Here is a 25,204-nt window from a genome sequence, read left to right as displayed (position 1 = left end):
CTCAGGTTGGCAGCGGTTGCAGGAGGGCGGACCCGCCCTCGGCCGGTACGACGGCCAGCGCATCGGCTTGGGCGACACCGCGGAGCATGGCGCTGCGGTCGTGGCCGAGCGCGACGAGACCGGTGTCAGCGGTCCGGACCGGGATCAGCCGGGTGTCCGTCCGGTGGCGCGGCAGGTCAGCGGTGACCGTCGCCAACGGCGTCAGACCCGAGCCGCGCAAACCGGCCAGGGCCGGCGCGGCGACGGTCACGAAGGACACGAGAGCGGCGAACGGATTGCCGGGCAGGGCGACGACCAGCCGGTCGTCGGCCAGCCGCCAGAGCCCGGCGAGACTCCCCGGCCGGCAGCACACGCCGTCGACGACCGGGTGCGCTCCGAGCTCGGCGAGCAGGGGCCGCAGGTGGTCCTCGGGGCCGACCGACGACGAGCCGGTGACCAGCAGCAGGTCGGCGTCCGTGCCGATCAGCGCGGCCCGCAGACCGGCCGCGCCGTCCGGCAGGGGCGAGATCCCTGCGAGAGCGCCGCCCGCCCAGGCGACCCATCCCGGCAGCGCCGGGCCGATCGCGTCCCGGACCCGACCCGGAGCGTCACCCAGCTCGTCGCCGGTGACCAGCGCGACGACGCGGGGCGCCGGCACGACCCTGAGCTCGGCGACGCCGACGGCGGCGGCCAACGCGAGGACCTGGGGCGTGACGCGGGCCCCGGCGGCGACCAGTCGCTCGCCCGGCATCGCCTCCTCGCCGCGCAGCCGGACGTTCCTGCCGTCGTCGATCTCGCCCTTGACGCCGTCGCCGTCGCGGACGGCGTCCTCGACGGGGAGGACCGACCGGGTCCCGGGCGGCAGCTGCGCGCCCGTCGCGACCTCCCAGGCCTCACCGGCACCGAGGGCGACGCCAGCGCCGGGCTGGCCGGCCAGCGTGCGGCCGACCAGGCGCCACGGACCCGGTCCCGACACGGCGTACCCGTCCATCGCCGCGTTGTCGAAGCGCGGGAGGTCGTCGGCGGCGACGAGCGGCGCCGCCAGGTGCAGCCCGAGGGCGTCGGCGGCGGGCACGGTGACCGGCGGGAGCGGCGCTGACGCGTCGTAGGCGGCCTGCCGCGCCTCTTCCCAGCCCAGGACCATGTCCTCCACCCTAGGGGGCTAGCGTCGGCGTCCGTGACGACTCCCTCCGTGGCCTCCTGCCCGACGACCGACGCAGCGCTCGCGCACCGGGTCCGCGCGACGACCGTGACCGTCCGGAACGCCGACGGAACGCCGGCGGCCGACACCGTCGTCGCCGTGGAGCAGGTGCGGCACGCGTTCGGGCTCGGCAACATCGGGTTCGACTTCGTCGGGCTCGATCGCCCGGAGCTGGACCGGTCGGCGCTCGCCGTGCAGTGGCTCGACGTCTACAACACGGCGACGCTGCCGTTCTACTGGGGCGACTTCGAGCCGTCCGAGGGCGCGCCCGGCACCGAGCCGCTGATGGACACGGCCCGCTGGTTCGCCGAGCACGGCGTGCGGGTGAAGGGCCATCCACTGGTCTGGCACACGCTGGCGCCGGCGTGGCTGCGCGAGCGGTCGGTGGCCGAGGTCGAGACGGCGGTACGGCGGCGGATCGAGCGCGACGTGTCGGCGTTCGCGGGTGTCGTCGACGACTGGGACGTCATCAACGAGGTCGTCATCATGCCGGTCTTCGACAACGAGGCCGCGCTGGAGGGTGCCGTCGGCCCGAACGCGATCACCCGGCTCTGCCGGGAGCGCGGACGGATCGCGACGGTGCGACTGGCCTTCGAGGAGGCGCGCGCCGCCAACCCCGCTGCCACGCTGCTCATCAACGACTTCGACCTCTCGACCGCCTACGAGTGCCTCATCGAGGGTCTGCTCGAGGCCGGCATCGGGATCGACGCGATCGGTCTCCAGAGCCACATGCACCAGGGCTACTGGGGTGAGGAGAGGACGCACGCGATCAACGAGCGGTTCGCCCGCTACGGCCTGCCGCTGCACTGGACCGAGACCACGCTGCTCTCCGGTGACCTGATGCCGCCCGAGATCGACGACCTCAACGACTACCAGCCGGCCGTCTGGCCCTCGACGCCCGAAGGCGAGGAGCGTCAGGCCGACGAGATCCTCCGGCACTACCGCACGCTCGCCTCGCACCCCGCGGTCGACGCGGTCACCTACTGGGGGCTCACCGACGACGGCATGTGGCTCGGCGCGCCCGGCGGGCTGGTCCGCGCGGACGGCAGCCCCAAGCCGGCGTACGACGCCCTGCGCCGGCTCGTCAAGGAGGACTGGTGGGTCGCGCCGGCCCAGGTCCGGACCGACGCCGACGGCCGCCTCACCGTGCGCGGCTGGGCCGGCGACTACCGGGTCGGCGACGCGACCGTGACGCTGGCCGGCGGCGACGCCGAGGTGAGGCTCCGATGATCGACCTGACGGTGCGCTCGGCCGGCTACGCGCCGGTCAAGGGCACCGCGCACCGTCCGTACGACGTCGTCGACCTCACCCCGGCGGGCGCGGTCGGCGATCGGGGACTGTGCCTGGTCGACCTCGAGCAGCACCGCGTGCTCCGGACGATCCAGAATCCCCGGCTGCTCACCGTGCTGGCCCGGCGCGACGGCGACGTCCTCGCGGTGACGGTGCCCGACGCCGACCCGCTCGAGGCGCCCGTCACGCCGACCGGCGAGACGGTGACCTGCGACTACTGGGGCCGGCCCGTGGACCTGGCGGTCGTGGACGGCCCGCACGCCGCGCTGCTGGGCGAGCACCTCGGCAAGCGGGTGACGCTCACAGTGGCGCCCCCGGCCGCGGTCCTCTTCGGCGGCGCCGGGATCACCGTGGTCGGGACCGCGTCGCTGCGCGACCTCGGCGAGCGCACCGGACTCGACCTGGTCGAGGAGTCCGCGCGGTTCCGGGCGACGCTGGTGGTCGAGACCGACGAGCCCTACGTCGAGGAGGGCTGGCTCGGCCGCGAGCTGCGGGCGGGCAGCGCGACCCTCCGGGCCGGCGTACCCATTCCCCGGTGCGCCGTCATCGACCACTCTCCCGTCAGCGGCCAGAAGGACGTGCGCCTGCTCAAGGCGCTCGCGTCCTTCCGGCCGCTCAACGGTGCGGGCGAGCCCGCGTTCGGGATCTACGCGCAGGTGACCGGGGCGGGCGCCGTCATCCGCTAGGACTCGTCGTCCAGCTTCCCCTCGCGCGCGGCCTCCTCGACGATCCTGCGGACGTTCTCGACCGAGCCGCAGCCCTCGTCGATCAGCTGGTTGCGGCGCGCGGCCCACTTCTCCCCCAGCTCGGCGCGCACCCGCAGGCCGACCTCGGTGCGGGCCGGGCCGAGGATGGTCAGCTCCTCCTCGGCCACGTGGTGGGCCACCAAGTTGCTCAGCTCCTCCACGGCGTCGGTGAACGCCTGCGTGTCGGTCCCCTTGAGCTCGAGGACCTTGAGCAGGGCCTCGTTGCCCTCGGCGTGCTCCTCCTCCCCGTGCTCGACCTCGTGCTCGCCGATGTCCTCGGCCGTGCGACGCAGGATCGGGTAGACCAGCTCCTCCTCGGCCTCGCCGTGACCGATGAGCACGTCCGCGAACGCCCGCCGGACGACGTCGCGGTCCTCGGTCGGGTCGCGCAGCTGGCGCAGGAGCCGCTCGAAGCGGCGGTGGTCGTCGATGATCAGGTCGATGACGTCCCCGGTGAGGGGACGGCCCACGTCGATGCTCGTCATGGCCCTGAAGTAGCCAGCGGCGCGTCTCGGCATGCCGGGTGCCGCAGGGGATACCAGTCGGCCATGACCACCACTCCTCACACCACCGCACCGCTCGCCGTGGTGACCGGCGCCTCGACAGGCATCGGCCGCGCTCTCGCCCAGGAGTTCGTCGACCACGGCTTCGACGTCGTCATCGCCGCGGAGGAGCCCGCGATCAACGAGGCCGCCGCCGCGCTCGCCAGCCCCGACCGCCACGTCTTCCCCGTCCAGGTGGACCTGTCCACCGCCGACGGCGTCGAGACCCTCTACGCCAAGGTCGCCGAGACGGGGCGGACACCGGAGGCCGTCGCGCTCAACGCCGGCATCGGCGTCAACGGCCGGTTCGACCAGACCGGCATCGCCGACGAGCTGCGGCTGGTCGACCTCAACGTCCGCTCGACGGTCCACCTCGGCAAGCTGTTCATCCGCGACATGGTGAGCGCCGGCAAGGGACGCGTGCTGGTCACCTCGTCCATCGCCGCCGTGGCGCCGGGGCCCTACCACTCGACGTACGCCGCCTCGAAGGCGTTCGTCCACTCCTTCGCCGAGGGCATCCGCGAGGAGCTCAAGGACACCGGCGTCACCGTCACCTCGCTGATGCCGGGTCCGACCGACACCGCCTTCTTCGACCGGGCCGACATGGGCGACACCAAGATCGGCCAGGAGAACAAGGACGACGCCCAGGACGTCGCCCACGACGGCTACGAGGCGCTGATGGCCGGCAAGAGCAGCGTCGTCGCAGGCTCCGCCAAGAATCGCATCCAGGCCGAGCTCGGCACCCACCTGCCCGACGCGCTGGCCGCGCCGCTGCTGGCCCGGATGACCAAGCCGCAGGACTGACCGAAGGAGACACCGATGCGCGCCGTCACCTGGCAGGGACCCAAGCACATGAGCGTCGAGCAGGTCCCCGACCCGATCCTCGAGGAGCCCACCGACGCGATCATCCGCGTCACCACGACGGGGCTGTGCGGCTCCGACCTCCACCTCTACGAGCCCCTCAGCCCGTTCATGACCCCGGGCGACATCGTCGGCCACGAGCCGATGGGCGTCGTGGAGGAGGTCGGTGCGAGCGTCACGAACCTGAAGCCCGGCGACCGCGTCGTCGTCCCGTTCAACATCAGCTGCGGGGAGTGCTGGATGTGTCGGCGCGGCCTGCAGAGCCAGTGCGAGACGACCCAGAACCGCGAGCACGACACCGGCGCGAGCCTGCTCGGCTACAGCAAGCTCTATGGCCAGGTGGCCGGAGGGCAGGCGGAGTACCTCCGGGTGCCTTACGCCGGCTACGGCCCCGTCAAGGTGCCGGAGGGTCCTCCCGACGACCGGTTCGTCCTGCTGTCCGACGTCTTGCCGACCGCCTGGCAGGCGGTGGAGTACGCCGGCGTCGAGCCTGACGACACGCTCCTCGTGCTCGGCGCCGGTCCCATCGGCGACATGGCGACGCGCATCGCGCTGCACCGCGGCGTCCGGGTGATCGTGGCCGACCTCGTGCCCGAGCGGCTCACCCGAGTCTCCTCGCGCGGCGCCGACGTCATCAACGTGACCGAGGCCGGCAAGGAGTTCGGTGACCGGGTCCGGCAGCTCACCGCCGGCCGTGGCGCCGACGCCGTCATCGACGCGGTCGGCATGGAGGCGCACGGCTCGCCCCTCGTCGAGATGACCCACAAGATGGTCGGCAAGCTGCCCGACGCCATCGCCCAGCCCTTCATGAAGAGGGCAGGCATCGACCGGCTCGCCGCCCTGCACTCCGCCTTCGAGGCGGTCCGCCGCGGCGGCACGGTGTCCATCTCCGGCGTCTACGGCGGCGCGGTCGACCCGATGCCGATGATGCAGCTCTTCGACAAGCAGGTGACGCTCCGGATGGGCCAGGCCAACGTGCGGCGCTGGACCGACGACATCGTCGGGCTGCTGACCCAGGACGAGGACGTGCTGGGCGTCGAGTCGTTCGCGACCCACCACCTGCCGCTGGACGCCGCTCCGTCGGCGTACGCCGACTTCCGGCAGAAGAAGGACGGCATGGTGAAGGTCCTCTTCAACCCCTGAGCGCTCAGTAGCGCTCCGTGCCGCGCAGCCGCGGCGGTCGACCGTCGGGGTCGTGGATGACCGCGAGGGGCGGCCAGGCCGCGGCACGGGTGAGCCGCGAGAGCGCGGGGAGCGGCAGCGGGCGCAGGCGACCCGGCGGCCGCTCCCCCTGCCGACCGGCTCGGTGCCACGCCTCGAGCCGGTCGGCGCTCGCCGCATAGGCGTCGTACATGCCGGCAGGATCGACGCAGTCGGCCATGACCTCGGCGAGCCCGCGGGCGGCCACGTCGTCGAGCCGGTCGAGGTGCTCGGCCGCCAGCGTCAGCCGCAGGTCGCGCGCGTAGCCCTCGTCGAGCACCACGGCCGTGAGCTCGGAGTCGTGGGTCCACGAGCGCCGGCAGAAGTTGTCCGAGCCGGTGCTCGCCCAGACGTCGTCGACCACGCAGATCTTCGCGTGCACGTAGACGGGCGTGCCCGCGTGGTTCTCCAGGCCGTACGCCGCCACGCGACCCGGTGCCGCGGCCGTGAGCCGTCCCAGCGCGCGGACCCGGCCGAGGTCCTGGGCGCGGCGGTTGAGCCCCGTCAGGTCGGGCACCAGCGGGATCACGACGACCAGCCGCAGGCCCGGCTCGGTGCGCAGCCGCCGCTCGAAGACGTCGGCGACGCCGTGGCCCCAGAAGTACTGGTCCTCGACGTAGACGATCCGCTCGGCGCGGCCGATCGCCTTGGCGTAGCCGCGGGCGACGCTGCGCTCGCCGCCGGGCGCGAAGGAGTAGTCGCGGCCCATCCGCAGGTCGGGGTAGGTCCGCAGCAGCTGCACCGTGTGGTCGCCGGCTGGCGGCGGCGGGGGCTGCTGCTCGGGGAGGGGGTCGGGCGAGGTGTCGAGCCGGCGCACCAGGTCGCCGAGTCGGCGCCACGGTGCCTGGGACAGCGGCGCCGGGTCCTCCCACCGTTCCCGGAACACGGTCTCCACGTCGTGCACGACGGGGCCCTGCAGGGCGACCTGGGCGTCGTGCCACGGAGGGGTGTCGCCGTACTCGGGCGTGAGCGGCTGCGCCTGCGGGTCGCCACCGTGGGCGGCGTCGTCCCGCCGGCTGTGCGCCAGGTCGATGCCGCCCACGAACGCGATGTCGCGCGTCGGGTCGTCACGGTGGCGCACGACGACGAACTTCTGGTGGTGCGACCCGCCGGCCCGCACCCGCATGTCGAGCAGAACCTCCGGGCCGCGGCGCTGCAGCTGCTCGCCGAGGTGCCGGTTCTCCGTCGCGAAGAAGCCGGTCTGGTCCAGGTGCGAGCGCCACACCAGGCCGCGGACGTCGACGCCGCGGTCGTGGGCGCGGCCGAGCACCTCGACGACCTCGCTGCCGGGCTCCCCCGAGAGGCGCTCGTCGGCGTCGCCCTGCCAGTCGGTGAAGAGGACGAGATCGCCCGGCCCGGTGGCCTCCAGGACCGCGCACAGCGCCGGCAGGTACGTCGCCCCGTGGATGAGCGGCCGGACCAGGTTGCCCGACGACCACGCGATGTCGCCGTCGTGGCGCGCGTCCAGCCGGGTGTGCGGGTTGCCCCGTTCGGTCTTCGTCAGCAACCAGTCGGCGGCGTCGTCACGGTCGGTCATGCTCCGAGCATGGCGCACCGGGCCAGGATCACCCGATGGACGCCCTGTACCGCCGCCCAGAACGGGGTACATGATCGTCACGACCACCCCGAACCTTGGAGGAACCATGACCGATGAGCCGCTGAACGACGACGACCTGACCACCACCGGCTCGACGGGCCCGGGCACCGGTCTGGGCGGGAGCGACAGCGACGGCACCGATGGCGGCGGCACCGACGGTGACGGCACCGACGGCGACGGCACCGACGGCGACGGCACGGACGGAACCGGCGGGACCGACGGCGACGGCACCGACAGCGACGGAACCGACGGCGACGGAACCGACGGGACCGACGGCGACGGAACCGACGGCGACGGAACCGACGGCTGAGTGAACGCGCTCGACCTGCTGAGCGGTGACGCCCAGACCTTCCTCGGGAAGGTCTGGGCGTCCCGCGTGCACCTGCACCGCACCGATCCCGCCGACCTCGTCGGGTTGCTCTCGCTCGAGGACGCCGACCGGCTCCTCACCGACACCGCGATCCGCACCCCGGCGATCCGCATGGCCAAGGACGGCTCGGTCCTGCCCGAGTCCTCCTACACCCGCTCGGCGACCATCGCCGGCAAGCAGCTCACCGGCCTCGTGGACCCGCGCAAGGCGCTCGCGCTCTTCGCCGACGGCGCGACCGTGGTGTTCCAAGGGCTGCACCGCTACCACGCGCCGCTGACCCGGCTGATCGCCGAGCTCGAGCTCGAGCTGGGCCATCCGTGCCAGGCCAACGCCTACCTCACGCCGCCCGGGGCGCAGGGCTTCGCGGTCCACTCCGACTCCCACGACGTGTTCGTCTTCCAGACCGCCGGCTCCAAGCAGTGGGAGGTTCACGGCGCGGACGGTCCCGAGGAGGTCCTCCTCGAGCCGGGGCTGTCGATGTACCTCCCGACGGGCACCCCGCACGCCGCTCGGGCGCAGGAGACCGTCTCGCTGCACGTCACGATCGGCATCAACCAGCTGACCTGGCGCGGGCTCGTCGAGCGCACCGTGTCGCCGTTGCTGTCGCAGGTGTCCGACGCACACCTGCCGGCGGGCTACCTGGACGACCCGGCCCTCCTCCGCGAGGGGCTGGCCGACCGGCTCGAGGCGCTCGCCGACGAGGTACGTCGGCTCGATGCCGCATCCGCGGCCGAGAGCGAGATCCGCCGGTTCCTGACGTCGCGCCCGCCACGGCTGTCCGGAGGCCTCCACGACGTGCTCGGCGTCGACCGGATCGACGCATCGACGCCGCTGCGGCGCCGCCCCGGCCACCCGTGCGTGCTCCTGGACAAGGGCGACCAGGTGGAGGTGCTGCTCGGCGACCGCTCGATGACCGGTCCGGCCCGGATCAGGCCGGCGCTCGAGGAGGTGCGCGTGCGCGGAGAGCTGACCCCGGCCGACCTGCCTTTGGACCCATCGAGCAGTCTGGTGCTGTGCCGACGACTGGTCAGGGAGGGTCTGCTGGAGCTCGCGTGACCCCGGATCCCGGCCCACGCTGGCGGTGCGCGGCGGCGAGCCTGGCACGCAGCGAGCCCGTCGCCGGCACCGCCACGCACGTCCGCACCTGGCTCCTGCTGGAGCACGTCGGCCCCTGGGGCAGCACGGCGCTGCTCGACGCGCGTCTCCCCGAGGGGCTCGGCGCCGAGCTGCGGCGGCGCGCCAAGGAGCACCGTGCCAAGATCCTGCTGATCCGCCGGTTCAGCTCGCGGCCGTCCAGCGACGAGGGGCTGCGCGTGTTCGCCGCCTACGCCGACCCGGTGGCCCCGCGGCTCGAGTCCGGGCTGGTCGAGGACGCGCGCGACGTGCTCGACCTCGACCTCGGCGCACTGCGCCGCGGCGGGACGGCCGGCCTGCCGGCGTACGACGGTGACCTGTTCTGCGTCTGCACCAACGGCCGCCACGACGCCTGCTGCGCCGAGTTCGGCCGCCCCGTCGCCCAAGCGCTCGCCGCCGCGCACCCCGAGGAGACGTGGGAGGTGTCCCACATCGGCGGGGACCGGTTCGCCGGCAACATGGTGATCCTCCCCCACGGGCTCTACTACGGCCGACTGGAGCCGGAGAGCGCGCTGGCGGTCGCCACTGCGCACCGCAGCGGCCGGCTCGACCTCGACCGGCTGCGCGGCCGGTCCTCCTACCCGATGCCGGCGCAGGCCGCCGAGATCGCGCTCCGCCGCAAGCTGGGCCTCACCGCGCTCGTCGACGTGAGGCTGACGGGGCTGAGCGTCGACGGCGACGTGACCCGGGCCGCGTTCGACGTCGGCCACAGCGGGTACGCGGTGAGTGTGCGCACCACCCTCTCCTCCGACACGCCCGACCGGCTGACCTGCAAGGCGGCCCGGCCCGAAGCCGCGCCCTGGCACGAGGTGATCGGCATGGTCGAGCATTGACGCACGGAGGTGTCACGGGAGGAGGGAGACCGTTGACAGTCGACTCGGAGGCAGTCGCGGGACGCTACAAGCTGATCCACGAGGTCGGGCGCGGAGGGATGGGGTCGGTCTGGCTGGCCCACGACGAGCTGCTCGGTCGCGACGTCGCCCTCAAGCGGCTCGGCCAGTTCCAGGGCCCGCAGAACCAGGCCCGCGCCCAGCGCGAGGCCCAGCTCGCCGCGCGCCTGAGCCACCCCCATGTGGTCACCGTCTTCGACCTCGCCGAGGACGGCGAGACGCGCTGGCTGGTCATGGAGTACGTCGAGGGCACCACCCTGTCGAAGCTCGCGGCCGACCGCGGCGGGCTCCCGCCGGCGGAGGCCGCCGCGATCGTCCGCCAGGCGGCCGAGGCGCTGTCGGTGGCCCACGAGGCCGGCATCGTGCACCGCGACGTCAAGCCGTCGAACCTGATCGTCGGGTTCGACGGCACCACGAAGCTCACCGACTTCGGCATCGCCCGGGGCGCCGCCGACGACACGCTCACCGCGAGCGGCGTCCTCACCGGATCGCCCGCCTACATCGCCCCCGAGGTCGCCTCCGGCGGGCTGGCCACCCCGGCCAGCGACGTGTGGTCGCTCGGCGGATCGCTCTACCAGGCGCTGACCGGGCGGCCGCCGTACGACCTCGGTGACAACGTCGTCGCGGGCCTGGTCAGGATCGTCCACGACGAGCCGCCGCGACTCCCGCCCGGCTCCGGCCCGCTGGCGACCGTCCTGGCCGCCACGATGGTCAAGGAGCCCGAGCGGCGCTGGACGGCGGCGCAGGTGTGCGCCTTCCTCGACGCCAACCCCGGGCCCGCGACGCGGGAGCAGACCCGGCTGCTGCCGCCGGTGCCGGCCGGGCCGATCGCACCGCCACCACCGCCGGCGGTCGCCGGAACCGCGGTGACCCCCGGAGCACGGCGTCCCACGCCACTGTGGCCGATCGTCGCCGGCTTCCTGATCCTCGTGCTCGTCCTCGGCGCGTGGCTGCTCGGGCGGTCCGGGTCCGGCACGCCGGACCGCGCCGCCGACCCACCGGCGACCTCCCCCGACACCCCGGCGAGCAGCGCGACCGAGTCGCCCTCGGCGGCGGCCACCTCGACGCCACGGACCGGCCCGACCTCCGCTGGGATGGCGGGCTTCGTCTCCGACTACCTCGGCGCGGTCACGAGCGACCCGAGGCGGGCCTTCTCGATGCTCACCCCGGCGTTCCAGCGGGCATCGGGCGGCTACGGGCAGTACCACTCGTGGTGGGCGCCGATCCGCCGGGCCACGGCGGGTGACGTCAGTGCCGACCCGGCGAACATGACCGTCAGCTATCACGTCGTCTACGACGGCCCGAACAGCCGCCCGTCGTCGGACGACGTCAGGTTGCGGCTGGTCTACGAGTCCGGCCACTACCTGATCGACGGCGAGCCGGAGTGAGCGTCGCCGGGCCGTCAAACTCGATCGATCAAGTAGAGTAAGCGGCGTGACGATCGACGCCAGCCCCGTGAGCTCCGTCCCCGACGTCGGCACCGTCCGGCGGGTCGCCGTGATCGGCGGCGGCGCGAGCGGCGTGCTCACCGCCATCAACCTGCTCGCGCGGTCCGACGACCCGGGGCTCGAGGTGGTCATCCACGAGGCGAGCGGCGTGGTGGGACGCGGCGTCGCCTACGGCACCAACGACCAGCGCCACCTGCTCAACGTGCGGGCCCGGCACATGAGCGCCCTGCCCGACTCGCCCAGCGACCTGCTCGACTGGGCGCTGCGCACCGGGCGGAGCGACGACCCCCAGGGCTTCCTGCCGCGTGCCGACTTCGCGATCTACCTGCAGGACAGGCTGACCGACGTCGCCGACGACCGGCTGCGGATCCAGGCCGGCCGCGTCCTCGACGTCGCCCGCGCGGACGGCGGGTTCGAGGTTCGCACCGAGCGCAGCCGCAGCCACGCGGACGCCGTCGTGCTGTGCCTCGGCAACCAGCCGCCGCGTCCGCTGACCGTGGACGGCACTCCGCTCCCCGACGCACCCTGGCACCTCGCGAACCCGTGGGACCTCGGGCGGCTGCGCACGCTGCCGTCCGACGCGCGGGTCCTCGTCGTCGGGACCGCCCTCACGGCCATCGACACGGCCATCACGCTGCTCGAGGAGGGCGCCGACCGCCACGTCACGATGGTCAGCCGCAGCGGGCGGCTGCCGAAGCCGCACGTCGCCCAGCAGCACACCGCCTGGGTGACGAAGGTGCCCGACGGCCCGCTCACCGCCGACGGTCTCGCCGCGGCGGTCACCGAGGAGTGCGAGGCCGCTCGCCGGCAGGGCGTCAACTGGCGCAACGTCGTCGACGGCCTCCGGCCGATCACGCAGGACGTCTGGCAGCGGCTAACGCTCGAGGAGCGGCGCCGGTTCCTGGCGGTCCACGCCCGCGAGTGGGAGGTGCGTCGGCACCGGATGGCGCCCGAGGTGGCGCTGCGGCTGCAGCGCTACCGGTTCGAGGGCAGGCTCGCGGTGGAGACCGGCACGCTGCACACCGTCACCGACCTCGGCGAGCGATGTGCGGTGTCGACCACGCCGGACGGGGCGTCGTACGACGTGGACGCGATCGTCAACTGCACCGGCCCGCTCCTCGACCTGGCCGCGACCACCGACCAGCTGCTCGCGGCACTCCGCGAGCGCGGCCTCGTCTCCCCCGATCCGCTCGCCCTCGGGCTCGCGACCACCGTCGACGGACGCCTGCTCGGCGCCGACGGGGCGGTCGTCGACGGTCTGTTCACCGTCGGCCCGGCCCGCAAGGGCACCCTCTGGGAGTCGACGGCCATCCCGGAGATCCGGGCCCAGGCCGCCCAGGTCGCGGCGCTGCTGAGCCAGGCGGTCGTGCCGGCCTGAGCCATGGCCGGCTAGACCCGACGCGCCGCCCACACGACCTTGCCCTCGGCGGTGCTCCGGCTGCCCCACCGGTCCGCCACCGCCTCGACGATGGTGAGCCCACGGCCGCTCTCCGCGTCGCCGTCGACGCGGCGACGCCGCGGGCGCTGGGCGGTGGAGTCTCCCACCTCGACGACCACCTCGTGCGCGGTGCGGCGCAACCGCAGCTCGTAGGGCCCGCGGGCGTGCCGCAGCGAGTTGGTCACGAGCTCGCTCGTCACCAGGACGAGGTCGGCGACCGCCCGGCCGACGACCTCCCAGACCCGCAGCTGGGCCGCCACCGCGCGGCGCGCGGTCGACACGGCGCTGAGGTTCTCGCTGAGTGGCAGCCGCATCAGCTGGCTGCCCGAGTCGTGGACCTTGACGACCGCGAGCGCGACGTCGTCGGTGGCGACGTCGGCGAGCAGCTCGACGAGCGTGCCCGGTAGCTCCGCGACGGGATCGTCGCGGTGCGCGACGATCGCCGCCTCGAGCTCGTCGATCCGGGCGCCGAGATCGGTCCCGCGCCGCTCGACGAGGCCGTCGGTGTAGACGGTGAGCAGACCGCCGACCGGCAGCTCGACCCGCCGGGTCTCGAAGCCGACGTACCCGGACCCGAGCGGTGGGCCGTCCACCGGCAGCCGGATCGCCGTCCCGTCCGGGCGGAGCAGGATCGGCGGGGGATGTCCGGCGTTGGCGTAGGTCAGCGACTTGTCGGCGTCGTCGTAGATGCCGTAGACGCAGGTGACGATCCCGAACGGCGCGACGTCCTGCACGATGCCGTCCAAGTTCTCGACGAGCTCGCCCGGGGTGAGGTCGAGCCGGGCGAACGCACGCACGGCCGCCTTGATCTGTCCCATCACCGAGGCCGCCCGCACGCCGCGGCCCATGACGTCACCGATGACGAGCGCCGTGCGCCCGCCGCCGAGGTTGATGACGTCGTACCAGTCGCCGCCGACTTGGGTGCCCTCGACGCCGGGACGGTAGAACGTGGCGATCTCGAGCGCGTCGGTGTGCGCCTCGACGTCGGGCAGCAGGCTGTGCTGGAGCTCGTCGGCGATGGCGAGCTCGCGCGCGACCGTACGTCGCTCGGCCTCGCTGGCGACCCGCTGGAGCTGCTGGAGCCGCTGCTGGACCTTGACGCGGGCGAGGAGCTCGCGGGCCGCGAACGGCTTGACGAGGTAGTCGTCGGCACCGGCCTCGAGGCCCTCGGCCATGCCCTCCTCGCCGGCACGGGCGGACAGCATGATGACGGGTACGGCGGCCAGGAGCGGGTCCTGCTTCATCCGGCTCAACAGGCCGTAGCCGTCGAGGCGCGGCATCATCACGTCGGTGATGACGACGTCGACCGGCGCCTTGCCGAGCACCTCCAGCGCCTCGAGGCCGTCGGTCGCCGTGACCACGCCGAAGGAATCGGCGAGCAGCTCGGCGACGTAGTTGCGCATGTCGTCGTTGTCGTCGACGACCAGCACGGTGGCCTGCTCCTCGCCGCGGGGCGGCTCCGGCTGCGGCCCGACCTGCGGTGTGTCGTCGAGCCAGCCGAGCGCCTCCTGCAGGATCGACGGCGCCGGCGAGCCCTCGGCCCAGGCGGGGACGGCGTCGGCGTCGTCGATCACCTGCTCGGCCGGCAGGTGGTCGCTGCCGAGCGGGAGGCTGACCGTGAACGTGCTGCCCTCCCCCGGGCGGCTCACCACGCCGACGTCACCGCCGTGCAGCTCGGCGAGCTCGGCGACCAGCGCCAGCCCGATCCCTGACCCCTCGATGCTGCGGGACACTGCCCCGCGCACCCGGTGGAACCGCTCGAACAGCCGCGGGACCTCGGCCTCCGGGATCCCGGTGCCAGTGTCGGTCACGCGGAGCACCGCGTGGTGGTCCTCCCGGTCGACGGTGATCGTGACGCCACCCTCGAACGTGAACTTGAAGGCGTTGGACAGCAGGTTGAGCACGATCTTGGCCCAGTGGCCGCGGTCGACGTAGACCTCGCCTTCGAGACTGCCGGACACCGTCAGCTCCAGGCCGGCCCGCTCGACGGCGCTCTCGAACATGCTGGCCAGCTCGGTCGTGTAGCGCAGCAGGTCGGTCGGCTGGAACGTCGACTCGTCACGCACGGTGTCGAGGCGCGAGAAGTCCAGCAGCGTGTTGACGAGCCCGAGCATCCTGGTGGCGTTGCGGGAGATGACCTCGACCCGGTTGCGCTGCACGTCGTCCAGAGGGTGCCGCTCGTCGCCCAGGGCGTCGTCGGCCGGGCCGAGCAGGAGGGTGAGCGGCGTACGCAGCTCGTGGCTGACGTTGGCGAGGAAGTCGGACTTGGCCTGGTCGAGCCGGGCCAGCGCCTCCGAGCGCTCCTTCTCCTGCTCCATCGCCAGCGCGTCGGTGATGGCGGCGGCGAAGTGGCCGGCGATGAGGTCGGCGAAGTCGAAGAACGTCTTGTCCACGGGCCGGTGCCGGTTGGCGCCGAGGACCAGGAAGCCGTACGGCTTCTCCTGCAGCGGCCGCGGCAGTGGCACGATCACGGCCTTCTCCGGCGGCACGGCCCACGCTCCGGTCGGGAGGTCCGGGAACTGCTTGTCGACCCCGTCGACGGTCACGTGGGCGCCGGTCGCGAGGTCCGCGACCGGCCAGACCGGGTCGGCGTCGTCGGCGTCGATGCGCACGGGCGCGGCGGCGTGGCCCGGCTTGATCCCGGCCGTCCCGGCGAGGGTGGCGTTGCCGTCCTCGTCGAAGAGGTAGGCCGCCACCCACGGCAAAGACTCGTTGTTGGAGGCGAGGTGGTCACAGCCCGCGCGTACGGCGTCCGCGACCGACTCGGCGGTCGAGACCCGGATCCCCAGGTGCCGCAGGGTGCTCATCCGGCGCTCGTTGACCACCTGGTCGGTGACCTCGGCGACCACGCAGAGGATGCCCTGCACGATGCCGTCGTCGTCGATCAGTGGGCTGTAGGAGAACGTGTGGTAGGTCTCCTCGGCGTAGCCCGACCGCTCGAGGAAGAGCTGCAGCGCCTCGTCCCAGGTCGCCTCCCCCGTTGACGTGACCCGCTCGATGCGCGGGCCGATCTCGGGCCAGATCTCCGCCCAGACCTCCCGAGCCGGGCGACCGAGCGCCCACGGGTACTTGGAGCCCAGCGTGTCCCGGCGGTAGGCGTCGTTGCAGAAGAACGTCAGCTCGGGCCCCCAGGCCATCCACATCGCGAAGCGGGTGCTGAGGATGGTCCGGACCGCGCTGCGCAGCGCGGGCGGCCAGTCGTCCGGGTCGCCGATCGCCGTCGAGGACCAGTCGACAGCGAGGAGATCGCGGCCGACACGTCCGGCTGCCGCCAGGGTCTCCCGCATCGAGGTGGTCGTCATGACCGCCTAGCCGGCGAACTCGCGCTCGAGCGCTTCCGCGGCCGTCGCGTGGATGGCGACGACCTTGTCGAGGCTGGTCAGCCTCAGCAGGCGCAGGACGAGCTCGTTGCTGCAGGCGAGGACGAGCGCGCCCCCGAGCACCTGCAGCCGACGCCGGATCGACACGATGGCGCCGAGTCCGGCGGAGTCGAGGAAGACGTCACCCTCGAACGACAGCACCTGGTTGACGTGGCCCTCGTCGGCCAGCTGGAGGAGACGCGTCCGCAGCCACTCAGCCGTCGTGATGTCGATGTCGCCACTCACGTGGATGACGCACGCCTGCTCCTCGAACGACACGTCGAACGACAGTGCCCCGTCGTCGGGGTGGTCGGGGGGTGAAGGCGACAACCTGTGCTCCTCGCATGGGTACGGACGCCGGGTCCGTACCCCGACCTCCGTCATTGTGCACCTCGGACCCAGGGATGCGTTTCACCAGGCGGTCGTGGCGGTTACGAGGGGGCATGGCGCACCACGTCAGCACCGGCGATCTCTGGTGGAAGAACGCCGTCATCTACTGCGTCGACGTCGAGACGTTCTACGACTCCGACGGGGACGGGATCGGCGACATCACGGGCCTCACCCAGCGGATCGACTACCTCGCCGAGCTCGGCGTCACCTGCCTGTGGCTGATGCCGTTCTATCCCACGCCCGGGCGCGACGACGGGTACGACGTCACCGACCTGTTCGGCGTCGACGGCCGGCTCGGCACGCACGGCGACCTGGTCGAGCTGCTCCGGGCCGCGAAGGACCGCGGCATCCGGGTGATCGCCGACCTGGTCGTCAACCACACCTCCGACCAGCACCCGTGGTTCAAGGCGGCGCGACGCAGCACGGAGTCGCCGTACCGCGACTACTACGTGTGGCGCGCGGACCCGCCGCCCGACACCTCCGACAAGGTGGTCTTCCCGGACAAGGAGGACAGCATCTGGGAGCTGGACGAGCGCACGGGCGAGTGGTACCTCCACCACTTCTACCGCTACCAGCCCGACCTCAACTTCGCGAACCCGGTCGTGCGCGACCACATCGCGAAGTCGATCGGCTTCTGGCTCCAGCTCGGGCTCGACGGCTTCCGGGTCGACGCCGTGCCCTTCCTCATCGCCGACGTGGACACCGAGGCCGACCACGTCCCAGGTGACCCGCACGAGTACCTCAAGGAGCTGCGCGCCTTCTTGGGCCGGCGCCGCGGCGACGCGATGCTTCTCGGCGAGGTCAACCTGCCGTTCGAGGAGCAGCAGCAGTACTTCGGCGGCCTGGCCGGGGACGAGCTGACCATGATGTTCGACTTCGTCAGCATGGAGGCGACCTACCTCTCGCTCGCTCGGCAGGACGCCGACCCGCTCGCGAAGGCGCTCACCTCGCGGCCGCCGATCCACCACGACTGCCAGTGGGCGACGTTCGTCCGCAACCACGACGAGCTGATCCTCGACAAGCTCAGCGACGAGGAGCGCCAGGAGGTCTTCGCTGCGTTCGGCCCGGAGCCGGAGATGCAGATCTACGGCCGGGGCCTGAAGCGCCGGCTGCCGACGATGCTCGACGGCGACCCGCGCCGGATCCGGATGGTCTACAGCCTGCTGTTCAGCCTGCCCGGCACGCCGACCATCTACTACGGCGAGGAGATCGGGATGGGTGAGGACCTCAGCGACGACGGCCGGACGTCCGTACGCACCCCGATGCAGTGGGAGGCGGTCCGCAACGGCGGGTTCTCCACGGCACCCCCGCGCAAGCTGTTCCGTCGCGTCGTGCAGGGCGGCTACGGGCCGGAGCACGTCAACGTCGCCGCCCAGAAGCGCGACCCCGAGTCGCTGTGGCACTTCATGCGGACGCTGATCCAGACCTACCGGGAGTGCCCCGAGCTGGGTTGGGGCGAGTTCTCCGTCCTCGACCAGCCGTGCCGGCAGGTCCTGGCGCATCGGTGCCACTGGGACGGCGCCTCGATCGTGGCGGTCCACAACCTCTCCGCCGAGCCGCTGACGACGCGCGTCCAGCTGCCGCCCGACGACCTCACGGGCGACGAGTCGACCTGGCTGGAGGACCTGTTCGCCCACGAGGCGCACGACACCGACGCCAAGGGCAGGGTCGAGCTGGCCCTCGAGGGCTACGGGCACGCCTGGCTCCGGGTCAGGCGCGACGACCGCCCCTAGCCGAGCTTGACCGGTCCGAGCGCCGAGTTCACCGCTGCGGTGTAGGTCTCGTAGCCGGCCGCGTTCGGGTGGAACGCGCCCGGGTCGCTCGGCCCGAGGAGCCAGGGCTCCGGCGCGTTGACACCGTGGCCCAGGAAGCGCTTGGTGACGTCGACGAACTGGAGGCCGTGGCGCGCCACCGCCGCGGCGATCGTCGCGTTGAGCAGGTCGGCGCCGTCGTTGAGGGCGGCCTGTTCAGCCGGTGACGCGGCCAGGTAGCCGCCGTACTCGGGCGAGAACAGCCGCGGGTAGCCGGTGACCACGACGTGCGCGTTCGGCGCCGCGGCGGCGACCCGGCCGTAGACCGCGTCGAGCAACCCGGGCAGCGCGGAGGTGATGCGGCCCCGGATCAGCGCGACGGTGCCTGCGCACTGGGCGTCGGTGCCGCCGAGGCAGGCGACGACCGCCTGGGACCAGCCGATGTCGTTGCCGCCGATCGTGAGCGTGACGAGGTCGGTGTCCGCGTCGAGCGCTCCGAGCTGTCCGCCGGACACCAGCGTCGTGGTGGTCGCCCCGGCGCACGCGACGAAGTCGTCGAGCGCGATCCGCTGCCGCCCGTCGAGCTGCACGGCGTAGGCCGACTGCGAGCGGCCACAGGGACCGTACGGCGGCACGCCGTAGCCGGACGCGTAGGAGTCGCCGAGCGCGTCGTAGACGACGTGCGGCGGCGGAGCGGCGGAGGCGGCGGAGGCGGTGGTGGCGGTGGTGGCGGCGGTGGTGGCGCCACCGGCGACGAGCAGCGGGACGAGGGCGAGGGCGGACGTCCAGGTCCGCAGGCGGCGCATCATGGTGTGACCGTAGTCACACAGCAGTGGACGCGCCAGTGCCACCCGCGCTCGGTGGTGGCATAGCGTGCTCACCATGGCCGACCTGCCCCTCCAGGAGGGCGACACCCTGGTTCCTGCCCAGCTCAGCCCGTGCGTCGGCGGCCTGGTCCGCACGTGGACCGAGTCCGGCACCCGGCTCTGGTCGGTGCCCGACGACGCCAGCGGCGCGGTGCTCGTCGCCGCGCAGGGCACCGGCGTCCTCGCCCGGTCGGTGCGAGCCGAGGACCGCTACCGCGAGACCGCCCTCCTCAACGAGGAGACGGGCACGCTGGTGCTGTCACCGCGCTTCCCGGACCGCTCCCCCGACGAGGAGCTCTCGTTCCGCTCGTCGGCGCTCCAGCTCGCGCCGGCCGGGGCGGCGCGCCCGGACGCGCGGGAGGAGTTCGCCCGGGCCATCAACCAGGCGGTGCGACACGTCGCCGCGACGTTCGAGTTCCTCGTGATCGAGGTCGGCGGCTGGGACGCCCCGTTCGAGCCGTACGCGTTCTTCGCCCTGCACGTCGACGAGGAGGGCCGCCAGCTGTCCACGGTCGAGGTCTCCCCCGTCCCCCAGGGCAGCGAGCTGTGGCGACCGCACGTCCGCGGCGGCGCACCCGGGGTCTCCGTGAGCGCGCCGGTCTCCGCCGAGGCGATCGACGGGGCGACGTTCTACCTCGCGGACGCCGTCTCCGGACTCGACCTGCTGCCGTGGGACGTCGCGTTCACGTTCGGGGTGCGGCCGAGGTAGCCGGAAGCTGGGCGTCCGGCTACTTCGACGGCTGGGGCACCTTCACCTTCGAGCAGTCGACCTTCGGGTTCACGCCGAAGTAGTTCAGCGGACCCGCCACGATCGTGAGCGCCGTGTCGCCGGTGGTCTTGCAGCTCACGTCCTGGTCGCTCCCGAAGTAGCCGCGCTGCCACGCGGCGAACACGCCGATCAACAGCCAGAGCAGCACGATCAGGCCAATCAGTCCCCTCATGGCGACGTCGTACCCCGTGGAGGGTGGAACGATGTGCGCCATGCCCACCCGCGACGCCGGCACGGCCCGGCAACGACGCGTCTGGGACAAGGCCGCGTCGTCGTACGACCGGCAGATCGGACTGTTCGAGCGGATCTGGTTCGACGGCGGCCGCGAGTGGCTCGGCGCCCGCGCCAGGGGTCGCGTGCTCGAGGTGGCGATCGGCACCGGGCGCAACCTGCCGTTCTACGACCCGGCACTGCGCGTCAGCGGCGTCGAGCTCAGCCCTGCGATGCTCGCGGTCGCCCGTCGGCGCGCCGCCGACCTGGACCGACCCGTCGACCTATGCGAGGGCGACGCCGAGCGGCTGCCCTACGACGACGCGTCGTTCGACACCGTCGTGTGCGCGCTGTCGCTGTGCGCCATCCCCGACCCACGGCGGGCCATCGCCGAGATGCACCGCGTGCTCGTCCCGGGCGGCGAGCTCCTGCTGCTCGACCACGTCGGCAGCACGTGGCCGCCGCTCTACGCCCTCCAGTGGCTCGTGGAGCAGGTCACCGGCCGCAGCGCGGGCGAGCACCTGACCCGACGTCAGCTACCGCACGTCGAGGACGCCGGCTTCGTGGTCGCGGAGCGCCAGCGCCTCAAGGCGGGCACGATCGAGCGCATCCGAGCCGCCAAGCCCTGAGCGGCCCGGCGCAGCCGGCCACCTCGCAGCAGCCGTACGGCGACCAGCGCCGCGATGACGACGGCTGTCGCGACGCCGCCGATCCCGGTGATCAAGTGGCCGACGACGTGCCAGTTGTTGCCGGCGAGGTCTCCCGCGGCGACGACGAGCACGCCCCAGATCGCCGCGCCGAGGATGTTGAAGAACGCGAACCGGGGATAGGACATCCGCCCCATGCCGGCGAGACCGGGAATGAGCACGCGCAGCGCGGCCGTGAACCGGCCCAGCAGCACCGCGAGTCCACCCCGCCGGTCGAGCACGTGCTCGGCACGGTCGAGGTGCTCGGCCTTCACGAAGCGGCCCAGGGTCGAGCCCAGGATCCGGCGGCCCCAGCGGCGCCCGACGACGTACCCCACGGCGTCGCCCGTGATCGCCCCGCCCACGGCCGCGGCGACGACGCCCAGCAGCGGAACGTGCCCCTGACTGGCGGCCACCCCGCCGAGCAGCACCGCCGTCTCCCCTGGGAAGATGATCCCGAGGAAGGCCGACGACTCCAGGGCCGGCAGCGCGAAGACGATCAGCAGCGTCAGCCACGCCGGCGTCGAGAGCAGGTGGTCGACGAAACCGGACATCTTGCCTCCTCCACGGGCAGTGCGCCCGTCTCGTGTCGAGACGGTAGGAGTCGACGGATGAAGGCGGGATGAACCCCGACCAGGGGCCCGATTTGGGCATCGGAGGATCGGCCTGTAATGTTCTATTCACCGACGCGGGGTGGAGCAGCTCGGTAGCTCGCTGGGCTCATAACCCAGAGGTCACAGGTTCAAATCCTGTCCCCGCTACAAATCAAGGTCCGCAGGACCGAGGAGAGCCCCAGCGCCACGCTGGGGCTCTTCGCATTTCGGCCTCTTCCGCGGGGTTTGTGCCGGGTTTATGCCTCGTATGTGGCGCCGGGCTGCCCCCGGTTGCGTGGGGTGAGCCCGACTGCCCCCGACCTTGCCGGACCCGGCCCGCGACCCTGCACCGGGTGTACGCGCGCCTCGGCGTGCCAGCGCCGCACCCGAGGATGCGGTGGCGGCCACCGGGGGCATCCGGCACTCCGCTCGCGCCCCCGATCGCGCCCCCGATCGCGCCCTCGACCTCGACCGCCCGGCGGGGTGTGGGCGAGGTCACCTGCCCGTGGTCTGCCCCCGGTGCTGGTCGAGGTTGCCCCCGACATTTCGGTCGACACCGGTCTGCTGCGTCCCGATCCGCAGCAGCAGGAGCAGTGCCCATGTCCGCCCGGTCCGCCCAGCAATACCAGTCCGCCCGGTCCGCCCCGTCGTACCAGCCCGATGCGGCGCTCACCTTCAAGGAGGCCGCCGAGGCCGCCGGATGCAGCGTCGACACGATCAAGCGCCGCCACCAGGGCGGCACCTTCCCGCACGTGTTCCAGGATGCCGGCGACAAGCGCGGGACGTGGCTGATCCCGGTCACTGACCTGGTCGCGGCCGGGCTGCTGGGCGCCGACGCCCTGGTCGACGTGGCCGAGACCGTCGCCACGGTCAAGCACGGCCGCGAGGCCGCCGCCGTGCAGACCGCGCTGGAGTCTGCCCGCCAGGACCTGGCCCTGCAGGTCGCCGCGCTGCGGGCTCAGGTCACCGGCCTGGAGGCTCAGCTCGCCCGGGTGGTCGACGAGCGCGACTTCCTCCGGGGCCTGGTGACCGCCACCACCGGCGGCGCCGGCATAGGAGCCGGCACCGAGGTCGGCACCGGGGCCGGCACCGGGGCCGGCCCAGGGTCCGGCACAGGGTCCGGCGCGGTGTCCGGGACGGGGGCCTGAGATGGGACGCCCGCTGACCGGACGGATCAAGCCCACCCCGACTGGGTTCCACGCCTCCCTCCCGCAGGCGAGCGGCAGCACCCGACGGATCGGCGGCGTGCTGCCGACCGAGGCCGATGCCCGGGCCTGGCTGGCGCAGGCGATCACCGCCCGCCAGGCCGGCGCCCCGGTTCTTCCGGTCCTGGACTGGCTGGCCGACCAGGCGACTCCCCCGGCCAGCCCGCCCTCTCACCCGCCCGCTGTCCCGCTCCTGTCGCCCGACATGACCCGGGCCCAGCCCCTCACCACGGCCGAGGCCCTCAGCACGGCTACCGCTGGCGCCATGTCGGGCGCGCTGTCGTTCCGGGAGGTTGCGGAGGCGTACCTGCACGAGCGCTACATCCTCGGTCGCCAGGCCGGCCCGGACCGCGAGCGGGCCGAGCGTGACCTGTGCGAGAAGCTCGCCACCTACTTCGAGGGCACCCTCCAGGGCACACTGGGCACCCTCTCCCGGGCGGACTACCTCGCCATCTTGTGCCAGTGGGCCGGCGCGGTCACGGGTCCGTTGAACAAGCGCATCTCGAAGCGCCAGCAGGGCAACCCCGACGTCCACCGCGGCTACGCCGCCGATTTGGTCCGCAACATGCGCGGCACCCTCGACCGCGTGCTGGCCTACGCCTGGAGCGTGCTGGGCCAGACCCGGTCCTTCGACCCCGCCCAGGTGCGGACCCCGCGGACCGACGCCGGCACGACGGCACCCAAGCGGCCCCTCACCCTCCCCGAGACCGCCGCGCTGGCCGCCCATCTCCACCCGGCCCACCAGATCGCACTGTGGCTGCTTCGGCTCGGCGGGCTGCGGATCAGCGAGGCGTTCGGACTGCACGTCGCCGACCTGGTCGTGCCCGACGGCGCCGACTGCGGGTTCCTGGTCGTGGCCCGGCAGGGCGGCCGGGTGTTCTGGGACCGGGACCGGGACGGCAGCCTCGTCCCTCGCCACGAGGTCGACCGCACCAAGACCACCCAGTCGGTGCGGCTCGTCCCGATCCCGCGCGCCCTGGCCGGCCTCCTCACGGTGGTCATCGATGTCTTCCACACCGGCCCGGACGGCACCGTGGACCAGGACGCCCGGCTCATCCCCGACCTGACCGGCCACGGATCCGGGCAGGGATCCTTCCGCCGCACGATGAAGAACGCGGCGACCCGGCTCGACCTCGACGTCTCCAGCGACCTCTTCGACGGCAGCGAGCTCCCCGTGCCGCACGACCTGCGCAAGGCGGTCGGCACCGAGCTCGCCCTCACCGAGCTCCCGGAGTGGATCCGCAAGCGGGCGCTGGGCCACCTGCCCGGCGCCGACGTCCACCACCGGCACTACCTGCTCGACGACCCCACCGCCGCCCCCTACCTCGCCGTCGCCGACCAGCTCCAGGCCGGGATCGACGCCGACCTGCCGCCGCTCGTCGCGGCCCGACTGGTGGTCCCCACCCAGGAGCGCTGCACCACCGGCAACCAGAGCGCGCTGGCCCGGCGTGCCGACGAGATCGACGCCGAGCTGCTCGAGACCGGCTGGCTGGTCTCGCCAACCGAGGCCGGCGTCGACCTGCTCGGCCCCGACGAGATCGCCGACTATCTCGGCCTGAGCCCGGTGACGGCCCGCCGCTACCTGCGCGACGGCACCTTGCCCAGCCGACGGCTGCCCCATGGGCGCGCGGACCAGAAGGCGGCCACCCTGGCCGACGTCGAGGAGTTGCGTGCGGCCCTGGCGACGGGCACCACCATGGCTGACCTGGCCGCCGAGCTCGACTACAACGTCTCCAGCCTGCACCAGGCCGCCGCCCGGCTCGGCCTGACGCTGGAGAAGCGCGGCCGCATCACGATCGTCCCCCACGCCACCCGGACCGCACTCACCGCGTGGGCCCTCCGCCAGCACCAGCTCCGCACCGACGGCTACACCCACGACGAGGCCGCCGCCCTGCTCGGGGTCAGCGTGCCGACGATCCGGCACCTGATCACCGCCCGCATCCTGGTCGCCCTGCCGACCGGCAACGGCGAACGCGCCCGGGTCAGCAAGCACTCGGTCGATACCGCCGATCTGCAGCGCAGCCACCGCCGGCCCCGCCGACGCGCCGCCTGACCGCGACGCGCGGGGCGATCCCACGGCCACGGTGAACCATGTGGCGCGGCACGACCGTCGCGGGCCATGCTGACCAGATGGCCCCGGTGCTTGCTCTCGACGTCGACGGGGTCGTCAACTGCGACGCCCCGCGCGGCTGGGGACGCGCACCCCGGCAGGCCAGCGCCTACGCCTACGGACAGCGCTGGAGGATGCGGTGGGCGCCGACGCTCACCGACCAGCTCGGCGCCTGGCACCGCGAAGGCCGCCTCGAGCTGCGCTGGGCCACCACCTGGTGCCCCTTCGCCGGCCAGCTCGAGGCACTCTGGGGCTTCCCCACCCTGCAGCGGTGCCTGACCGACGAGGAGGCCGCGGCCCCGCCGGACGCCTCGGACGCCGCCAAGCTCAGGGCCGCCCTCGCGATCCTCGACAGCGGACGCGAGTTGATCTGGGCCGACGACACCGCGATCCCCGACGACGCCGACATGCTCGCCCGGCTACAGCCGCCCACGCCCCGCAGCCTGCTGATCAAACCGACGGCCAACCGCGGCCTCACCCGCAGCGACCTCGACCGGATCCGGACATTTCTCGACGCCACGACCTGATGAGGGTCTGTGACCCAGCCCCGGCCGCCGAGCGGACGCCCC

Annotated in this window: 23 protein-coding genes and 1 tRNA gene; 16 read left to right on the top strand and 8 right to left on the bottom strand. The window is 73.1% G+C overall.

Annotated features, from left to right (window positions below):
- Position 1: 1 nt before the first annotated feature.
- Entirely contained in the window at positions 2-1,123 is a 1,122-nt protein-coding gene (locus tag QDS12_RS14220) for a molybdopterin molybdotransferase MoeA (RefSeq protein WP_279879827.1), read from the bottom strand.
- 33 nt (positions 1,124-1,156) lie between these two features.
- On the opposite strand from QDS12_RS14220, the gene QDS12_RS14215 reads away from it, so the two are divergent.
- Both QDS12_RS14215 and QDS12_RS14210 read left to right on the top strand, forming a co-directional pair.
- Positions 1,157-2,410 carry an endo-1,4-beta-xylanase gene (locus QDS12_RS14215; RefSeq protein WP_279879824.1) on the top strand — a complete coding sequence of 418 codons (1,254 nt, stop codon included), beginning with the start codon at positions 1,157-1,159 and terminating at the stop codon, positions 2,408-2,410.
- Complete coding sequence (locus QDS12_RS14210; RefSeq protein WP_279879821.1) at positions 2,407-3,156, top strand: MOSC domain-containing protein; 750 nt, start codon at positions 2,407-2,409, stop codon at positions 3,154-3,156. The genes QDS12_RS14215 and QDS12_RS14210 overlap by 4 nt, the downstream gene beginning before the upstream one ends.
- Here the strand turns inward: QDS12_RS14210 and QDS12_RS14205 are convergent.
- A complete protein-coding gene (locus QDS12_RS14205; RefSeq protein WP_279879818.1) occupies positions 3,153-3,701 on the bottom strand; it encodes a hemerythrin domain-containing protein in 549 nt (182 codons plus the stop codon). The two genes, QDS12_RS14210 and QDS12_RS14205, sit on opposite strands and share 4 nt — an antisense overlap.
- A 63-nt stretch (positions 3,702-3,764) precedes the next feature.
- Between QDS12_RS14205 and QDS12_RS14200 the strand changes: the two genes are divergently transcribed.
- Both QDS12_RS14200 and QDS12_RS14195 read left to right on the top strand, forming a co-directional pair.
- Complete coding sequence (locus QDS12_RS14200) at positions 3,765-4,562, top strand: SDR family NAD(P)-dependent oxidoreductase (protein WP_279879816.1); 798 nt, start codon at positions 3,765-3,767, stop codon at positions 4,560-4,562.
- Between the two features lie 15 nt (positions 4,563-4,577).
- Entirely contained in the window at positions 4,578-5,762 is a 1,185-nt protein-coding gene (locus tag QDS12_RS14195; RefSeq protein ID WP_279879814.1) for a glutathione-dependent formaldehyde dehydrogenase, read from the top strand.
- A 4-nt stretch (positions 5,763-5,766) separates the two neighbouring features.
- Here QDS12_RS14195 and QDS12_RS14190 read toward each other — a convergent pair whose 3' ends face one another.
- Complete coding sequence (locus QDS12_RS14190) at positions 5,767-7,356, bottom strand: phospholipase D family protein (RefSeq protein WP_279879812.1); 1,590 nt, start codon at positions 7,354-7,356, stop codon at positions 5,767-5,769.
- 106 nt (positions 7,357-7,462) lie between these two features.
- On the opposite strand from QDS12_RS14190, the gene QDS12_RS14185 reads away from it, so the two are divergent.
- The 5 genes from QDS12_RS14185 to QDS12_RS14165 are packed head-to-tail and all read left to right on the top strand — an operon-like array spanning position 7,463 to position 12,636.
- Entirely contained in the window at positions 7,463-7,726 is a 264-nt protein-coding gene (locus QDS12_RS14185; RefSeq protein WP_279879810.1) for a hypothetical protein, read from the top strand.
- Positions 7,727-8,842: a cupin domain-containing protein gene (locus QDS12_RS14180; protein WP_279879808.1), complete on the top strand. Its 1,116-nt coding sequence runs from the start codon at positions 7,727-7,729 to the stop codon at positions 8,840-8,842.
- Positions 8,839-9,753, top strand: a complete 915-nt coding sequence (locus QDS12_RS14175; RefSeq protein WP_279879806.1) for a sucrase ferredoxin — start codon at positions 8,839-8,841, stop codon at positions 9,751-9,753. The genes QDS12_RS14180 and QDS12_RS14175 overlap by 4 nt, the downstream gene beginning before the upstream one ends.
- Before the next feature lie 32 nt (positions 9,754-9,785).
- Positions 9,786-11,198, top strand: a complete 1,413-nt coding sequence (locus tag QDS12_RS14170) for a serine/threonine-protein kinase (RefSeq protein ID WP_279879804.1) — start codon at positions 9,786-9,788, stop codon at positions 11,196-11,198.
- Between the two features lie 46 nt (positions 11,199-11,244).
- Positions 11,245-12,636: an FAD/NAD(P)-binding protein gene (locus tag QDS12_RS14165; protein ID WP_279879802.1), complete on the top strand. Its 1,392-nt coding sequence runs from the start codon at positions 11,245-11,247 to the stop codon at positions 12,634-12,636.
- An 11-nt stretch (positions 12,637-12,647) separates the two neighbouring features.
- Here the strand turns inward: QDS12_RS14165 and QDS12_RS14160 are convergent, their stop codons facing one another.
- Complete coding sequence (locus QDS12_RS14160) at positions 12,648-15,998, bottom strand: SpoIIE family protein phosphatase (RefSeq protein ID WP_279879800.1); 3,351 nt, start codon at positions 15,996-15,998, stop codon at positions 12,648-12,650.
- Positions 15,999-16,004: 6 nt separating this feature from the next.
- On the bottom strand, positions 16,005-16,385 hold the full coding sequence (locus QDS12_RS14155; RefSeq protein ID WP_279879797.1) for an STAS domain-containing protein: 381 nt from the start codon (positions 16,383-16,385) through the stop codon (positions 16,005-16,007).
- 113 nt (positions 16,386-16,498) lie between these two features.
- Here QDS12_RS14155 and QDS12_RS14150 point away from each other — a divergent pair, with 113 nt between their 5' ends.
- Positions 16,499-18,178, top strand: a complete 1,680-nt coding sequence (locus QDS12_RS14150; RefSeq protein ID WP_279879794.1) for an alpha-amylase family protein — start codon at positions 16,499-16,501, stop codon at positions 18,176-18,178.
- Here QDS12_RS14150 and QDS12_RS14145 read toward each other — a convergent pair.
- Positions 18,175-19,005, bottom strand: coding sequence for an SGNH/GDSL hydrolase family protein (locus QDS12_RS14145; protein ID WP_279879792.1), 831 nt, complete (start codon positions 19,003-19,005; stop codon positions 18,175-18,177). The two genes, QDS12_RS14150 and QDS12_RS14145, sit on opposite strands and share 4 nt — an antisense overlap.
- Before the next feature lie 73 nt (positions 19,006-19,078).
- Between QDS12_RS14145 and QDS12_RS14140 the strand changes: the two genes are divergently transcribed.
- Complete coding sequence (locus QDS12_RS14140; protein WP_279879790.1) at positions 19,079-19,771, top strand: hypothetical protein; 693 nt, start codon at positions 19,079-19,081, stop codon at positions 19,769-19,771.
- Between the two features lie 19 nt (positions 19,772-19,790).
- On the opposite strand, the gene QDS12_RS14135 is transcribed toward QDS12_RS14140, so the two are convergent.
- Entirely contained in the window at positions 19,791-20,003 is a 213-nt protein-coding gene (locus QDS12_RS14135) for a hypothetical protein (RefSeq protein ID WP_279879788.1), read from the bottom strand.
- Positions 20,004-20,043: 40 nt separating this feature from the next.
- On the opposite strand from QDS12_RS14135, the gene QDS12_RS14130 reads away from it, so the two are divergent.
- Positions 20,044-20,670, top strand: a complete 627-nt coding sequence (locus QDS12_RS14130) for a methyltransferase domain-containing protein (RefSeq protein ID WP_279879786.1) — start codon at positions 20,044-20,046, stop codon at positions 20,668-20,670.
- Here QDS12_RS14130 and QDS12_RS14125 read toward each other — a convergent pair.
- Positions 20,574-21,281: a DedA family protein gene (locus QDS12_RS14125; protein WP_279879784.1), complete on the bottom strand. Its 708-nt coding sequence runs from the start codon at positions 21,279-21,281 to the stop codon at positions 20,574-20,576. The genes QDS12_RS14130 and QDS12_RS14125 overlap by 97 nt on opposite strands.
- A gap of 133 nt (positions 21,282-21,414) precedes the next feature.
- Here QDS12_RS14125 and QDS12_RS14120 point away from each other — a divergent pair.
- From QDS12_RS14120 to QDS12_RS14105, 4 genes are all read left to right on the top strand, one after another.
- Positions 21,415-21,488, top strand: a tRNA-Met gene (locus tag QDS12_RS14120).
- A gap of 431 nt (positions 21,489-21,919) precedes the next feature.
- Entirely contained in the window at positions 21,920-22,468 is a 549-nt protein-coding gene (locus QDS12_RS14115; RefSeq protein ID WP_279879782.1) for a hypothetical protein, read from the top strand.
- Between the two features lies 1 nt (position 22,469).
- Entirely contained in the window at positions 22,470-24,578 is a 2,109-nt protein-coding gene (locus QDS12_RS14110; protein WP_279879780.1) for a helix-turn-helix domain-containing protein, read from the top strand.
- A gap of 77 nt (positions 24,579-24,655) precedes the next feature.
- Entirely contained in the window at positions 24,656-25,162 is a 507-nt protein-coding gene (locus QDS12_RS14105) for a hypothetical protein (RefSeq protein ID WP_279879778.1), read from the top strand.
- Positions 25,163-25,204 lie beyond the last annotated feature (42 nt).

Origin of the sequence: Nocardioides sp. CER19, from assembly GCF_029846275.1 — a bacterium.
Lineage (GTDB): Bacteria > Actinomycetota > Actinomycetes > Propionibacteriales > Nocardioidaceae > Nocardioides.
This window is presented reverse-complemented; position numbering and strand designations above follow the sequence as displayed.

Bases quoted from the DNA above. Each gene is read 5' to 3' on its own strand.
- QDS12_RS14200 (WP_279879816.1), top strand. From the start codon at position 3,765: ATGACCACCACTCCTCACACCACCGCACCGCTCGCCGTGGTGACCGGC.
- QDS12_RS14150 (WP_279879794.1), top strand. From the start codon at position 16,499: ATGGCGCACCACGTCAGCACCGGCGATCTCTGGTGGAAGAACGCCGTC.
- QDS12_RS14105 (WP_279879778.1), top strand. From the start codon at position 24,656: ATGGCCCCGGTGCTTGCTCTCGACGTCGACGGGGTCGTCAACTGCGAC.
- QDS12_RS14160 (WP_279879800.1), bottom strand. From the start codon at position 15,998: ATGACGACCACCTCGATGCGGGAGACCCTGGCGGCAGCCGGACGTGTC.
- QDS12_RS14145 (WP_279879792.1), bottom strand. From the start codon at position 19,005: ATGATGCGCCGCCTGCGGACCTGGACGTCCGCCCTCGCCCTCGTCCCG.
- QDS12_RS14135 (WP_279879788.1), bottom strand. From the start codon at position 20,003: ATGAGGGGACTGATTGGCCTGATCGTGCTGCTCTGGCTGTTGATCGGC.
- QDS12_RS14110 (WP_279879780.1), top strand. From the start codon at position 22,470: ATGGGACGCCCGCTGACCGGACGGATCAAGCCCACCCCGACTGGGTTC.
- QDS12_RS14185 (WP_279879810.1), top strand. From the start codon at position 7,463: ATGACCGATGAGCCGCTGAACGACGACGACCTGACCACCACCGGCTCG.
- QDS12_RS14205 (WP_279879818.1), bottom strand. From the start codon at position 3,701: ATGACGAGCATCGACGTGGGCCGTCCCCTCACCGGGGACGTCATCGAC.
- QDS12_RS14130 (WP_279879786.1), top strand. From the start codon at position 20,044: ATGCCCACCCGCGACGCCGGCACGGCCCGGCAACGACGCGTCTGGGAC.
- QDS12_RS14210 (WP_279879821.1), top strand. From the start codon at position 2,407: ATGATCGACCTGACGGTGCGCTCGGCCGGCTACGCGCCGGTCAAGGGC.
- QDS12_RS14125 (WP_279879784.1), bottom strand. From the start codon at position 21,281: ATGTCCGGTTTCGTCGACCACCTGCTCTCGACGCCGGCGTGGCTGACG.
- QDS12_RS14220 (WP_279879827.1), bottom strand. From the start codon at position 1,123: ATGGTCCTGGGCTGGGAAGAGGCGCGGCAGGCCGCCTACGACGCGTCA.
- QDS12_RS14190 (WP_279879812.1), bottom strand. From the start codon at position 7,356: ATGACCGACCGTGACGACGCCGCCGACTGGTTGCTGACGAAGACCGAA.
- QDS12_RS14195 (WP_279879814.1), top strand. From the start codon at position 4,578: ATGCGCGCCGTCACCTGGCAGGGACCCAAGCACATGAGCGTCGAGCAG.
- QDS12_RS14140 (WP_279879790.1), top strand. From the start codon at position 19,079: ATGGCCGACCTGCCCCTCCAGGAGGGCGACACCCTGGTTCCTGCCCAG.
- QDS12_RS14115 (WP_279879782.1), top strand. From the start codon at position 21,920: ATGTCCGCCCGGTCCGCCCAGCAATACCAGTCCGCCCGGTCCGCCCCG.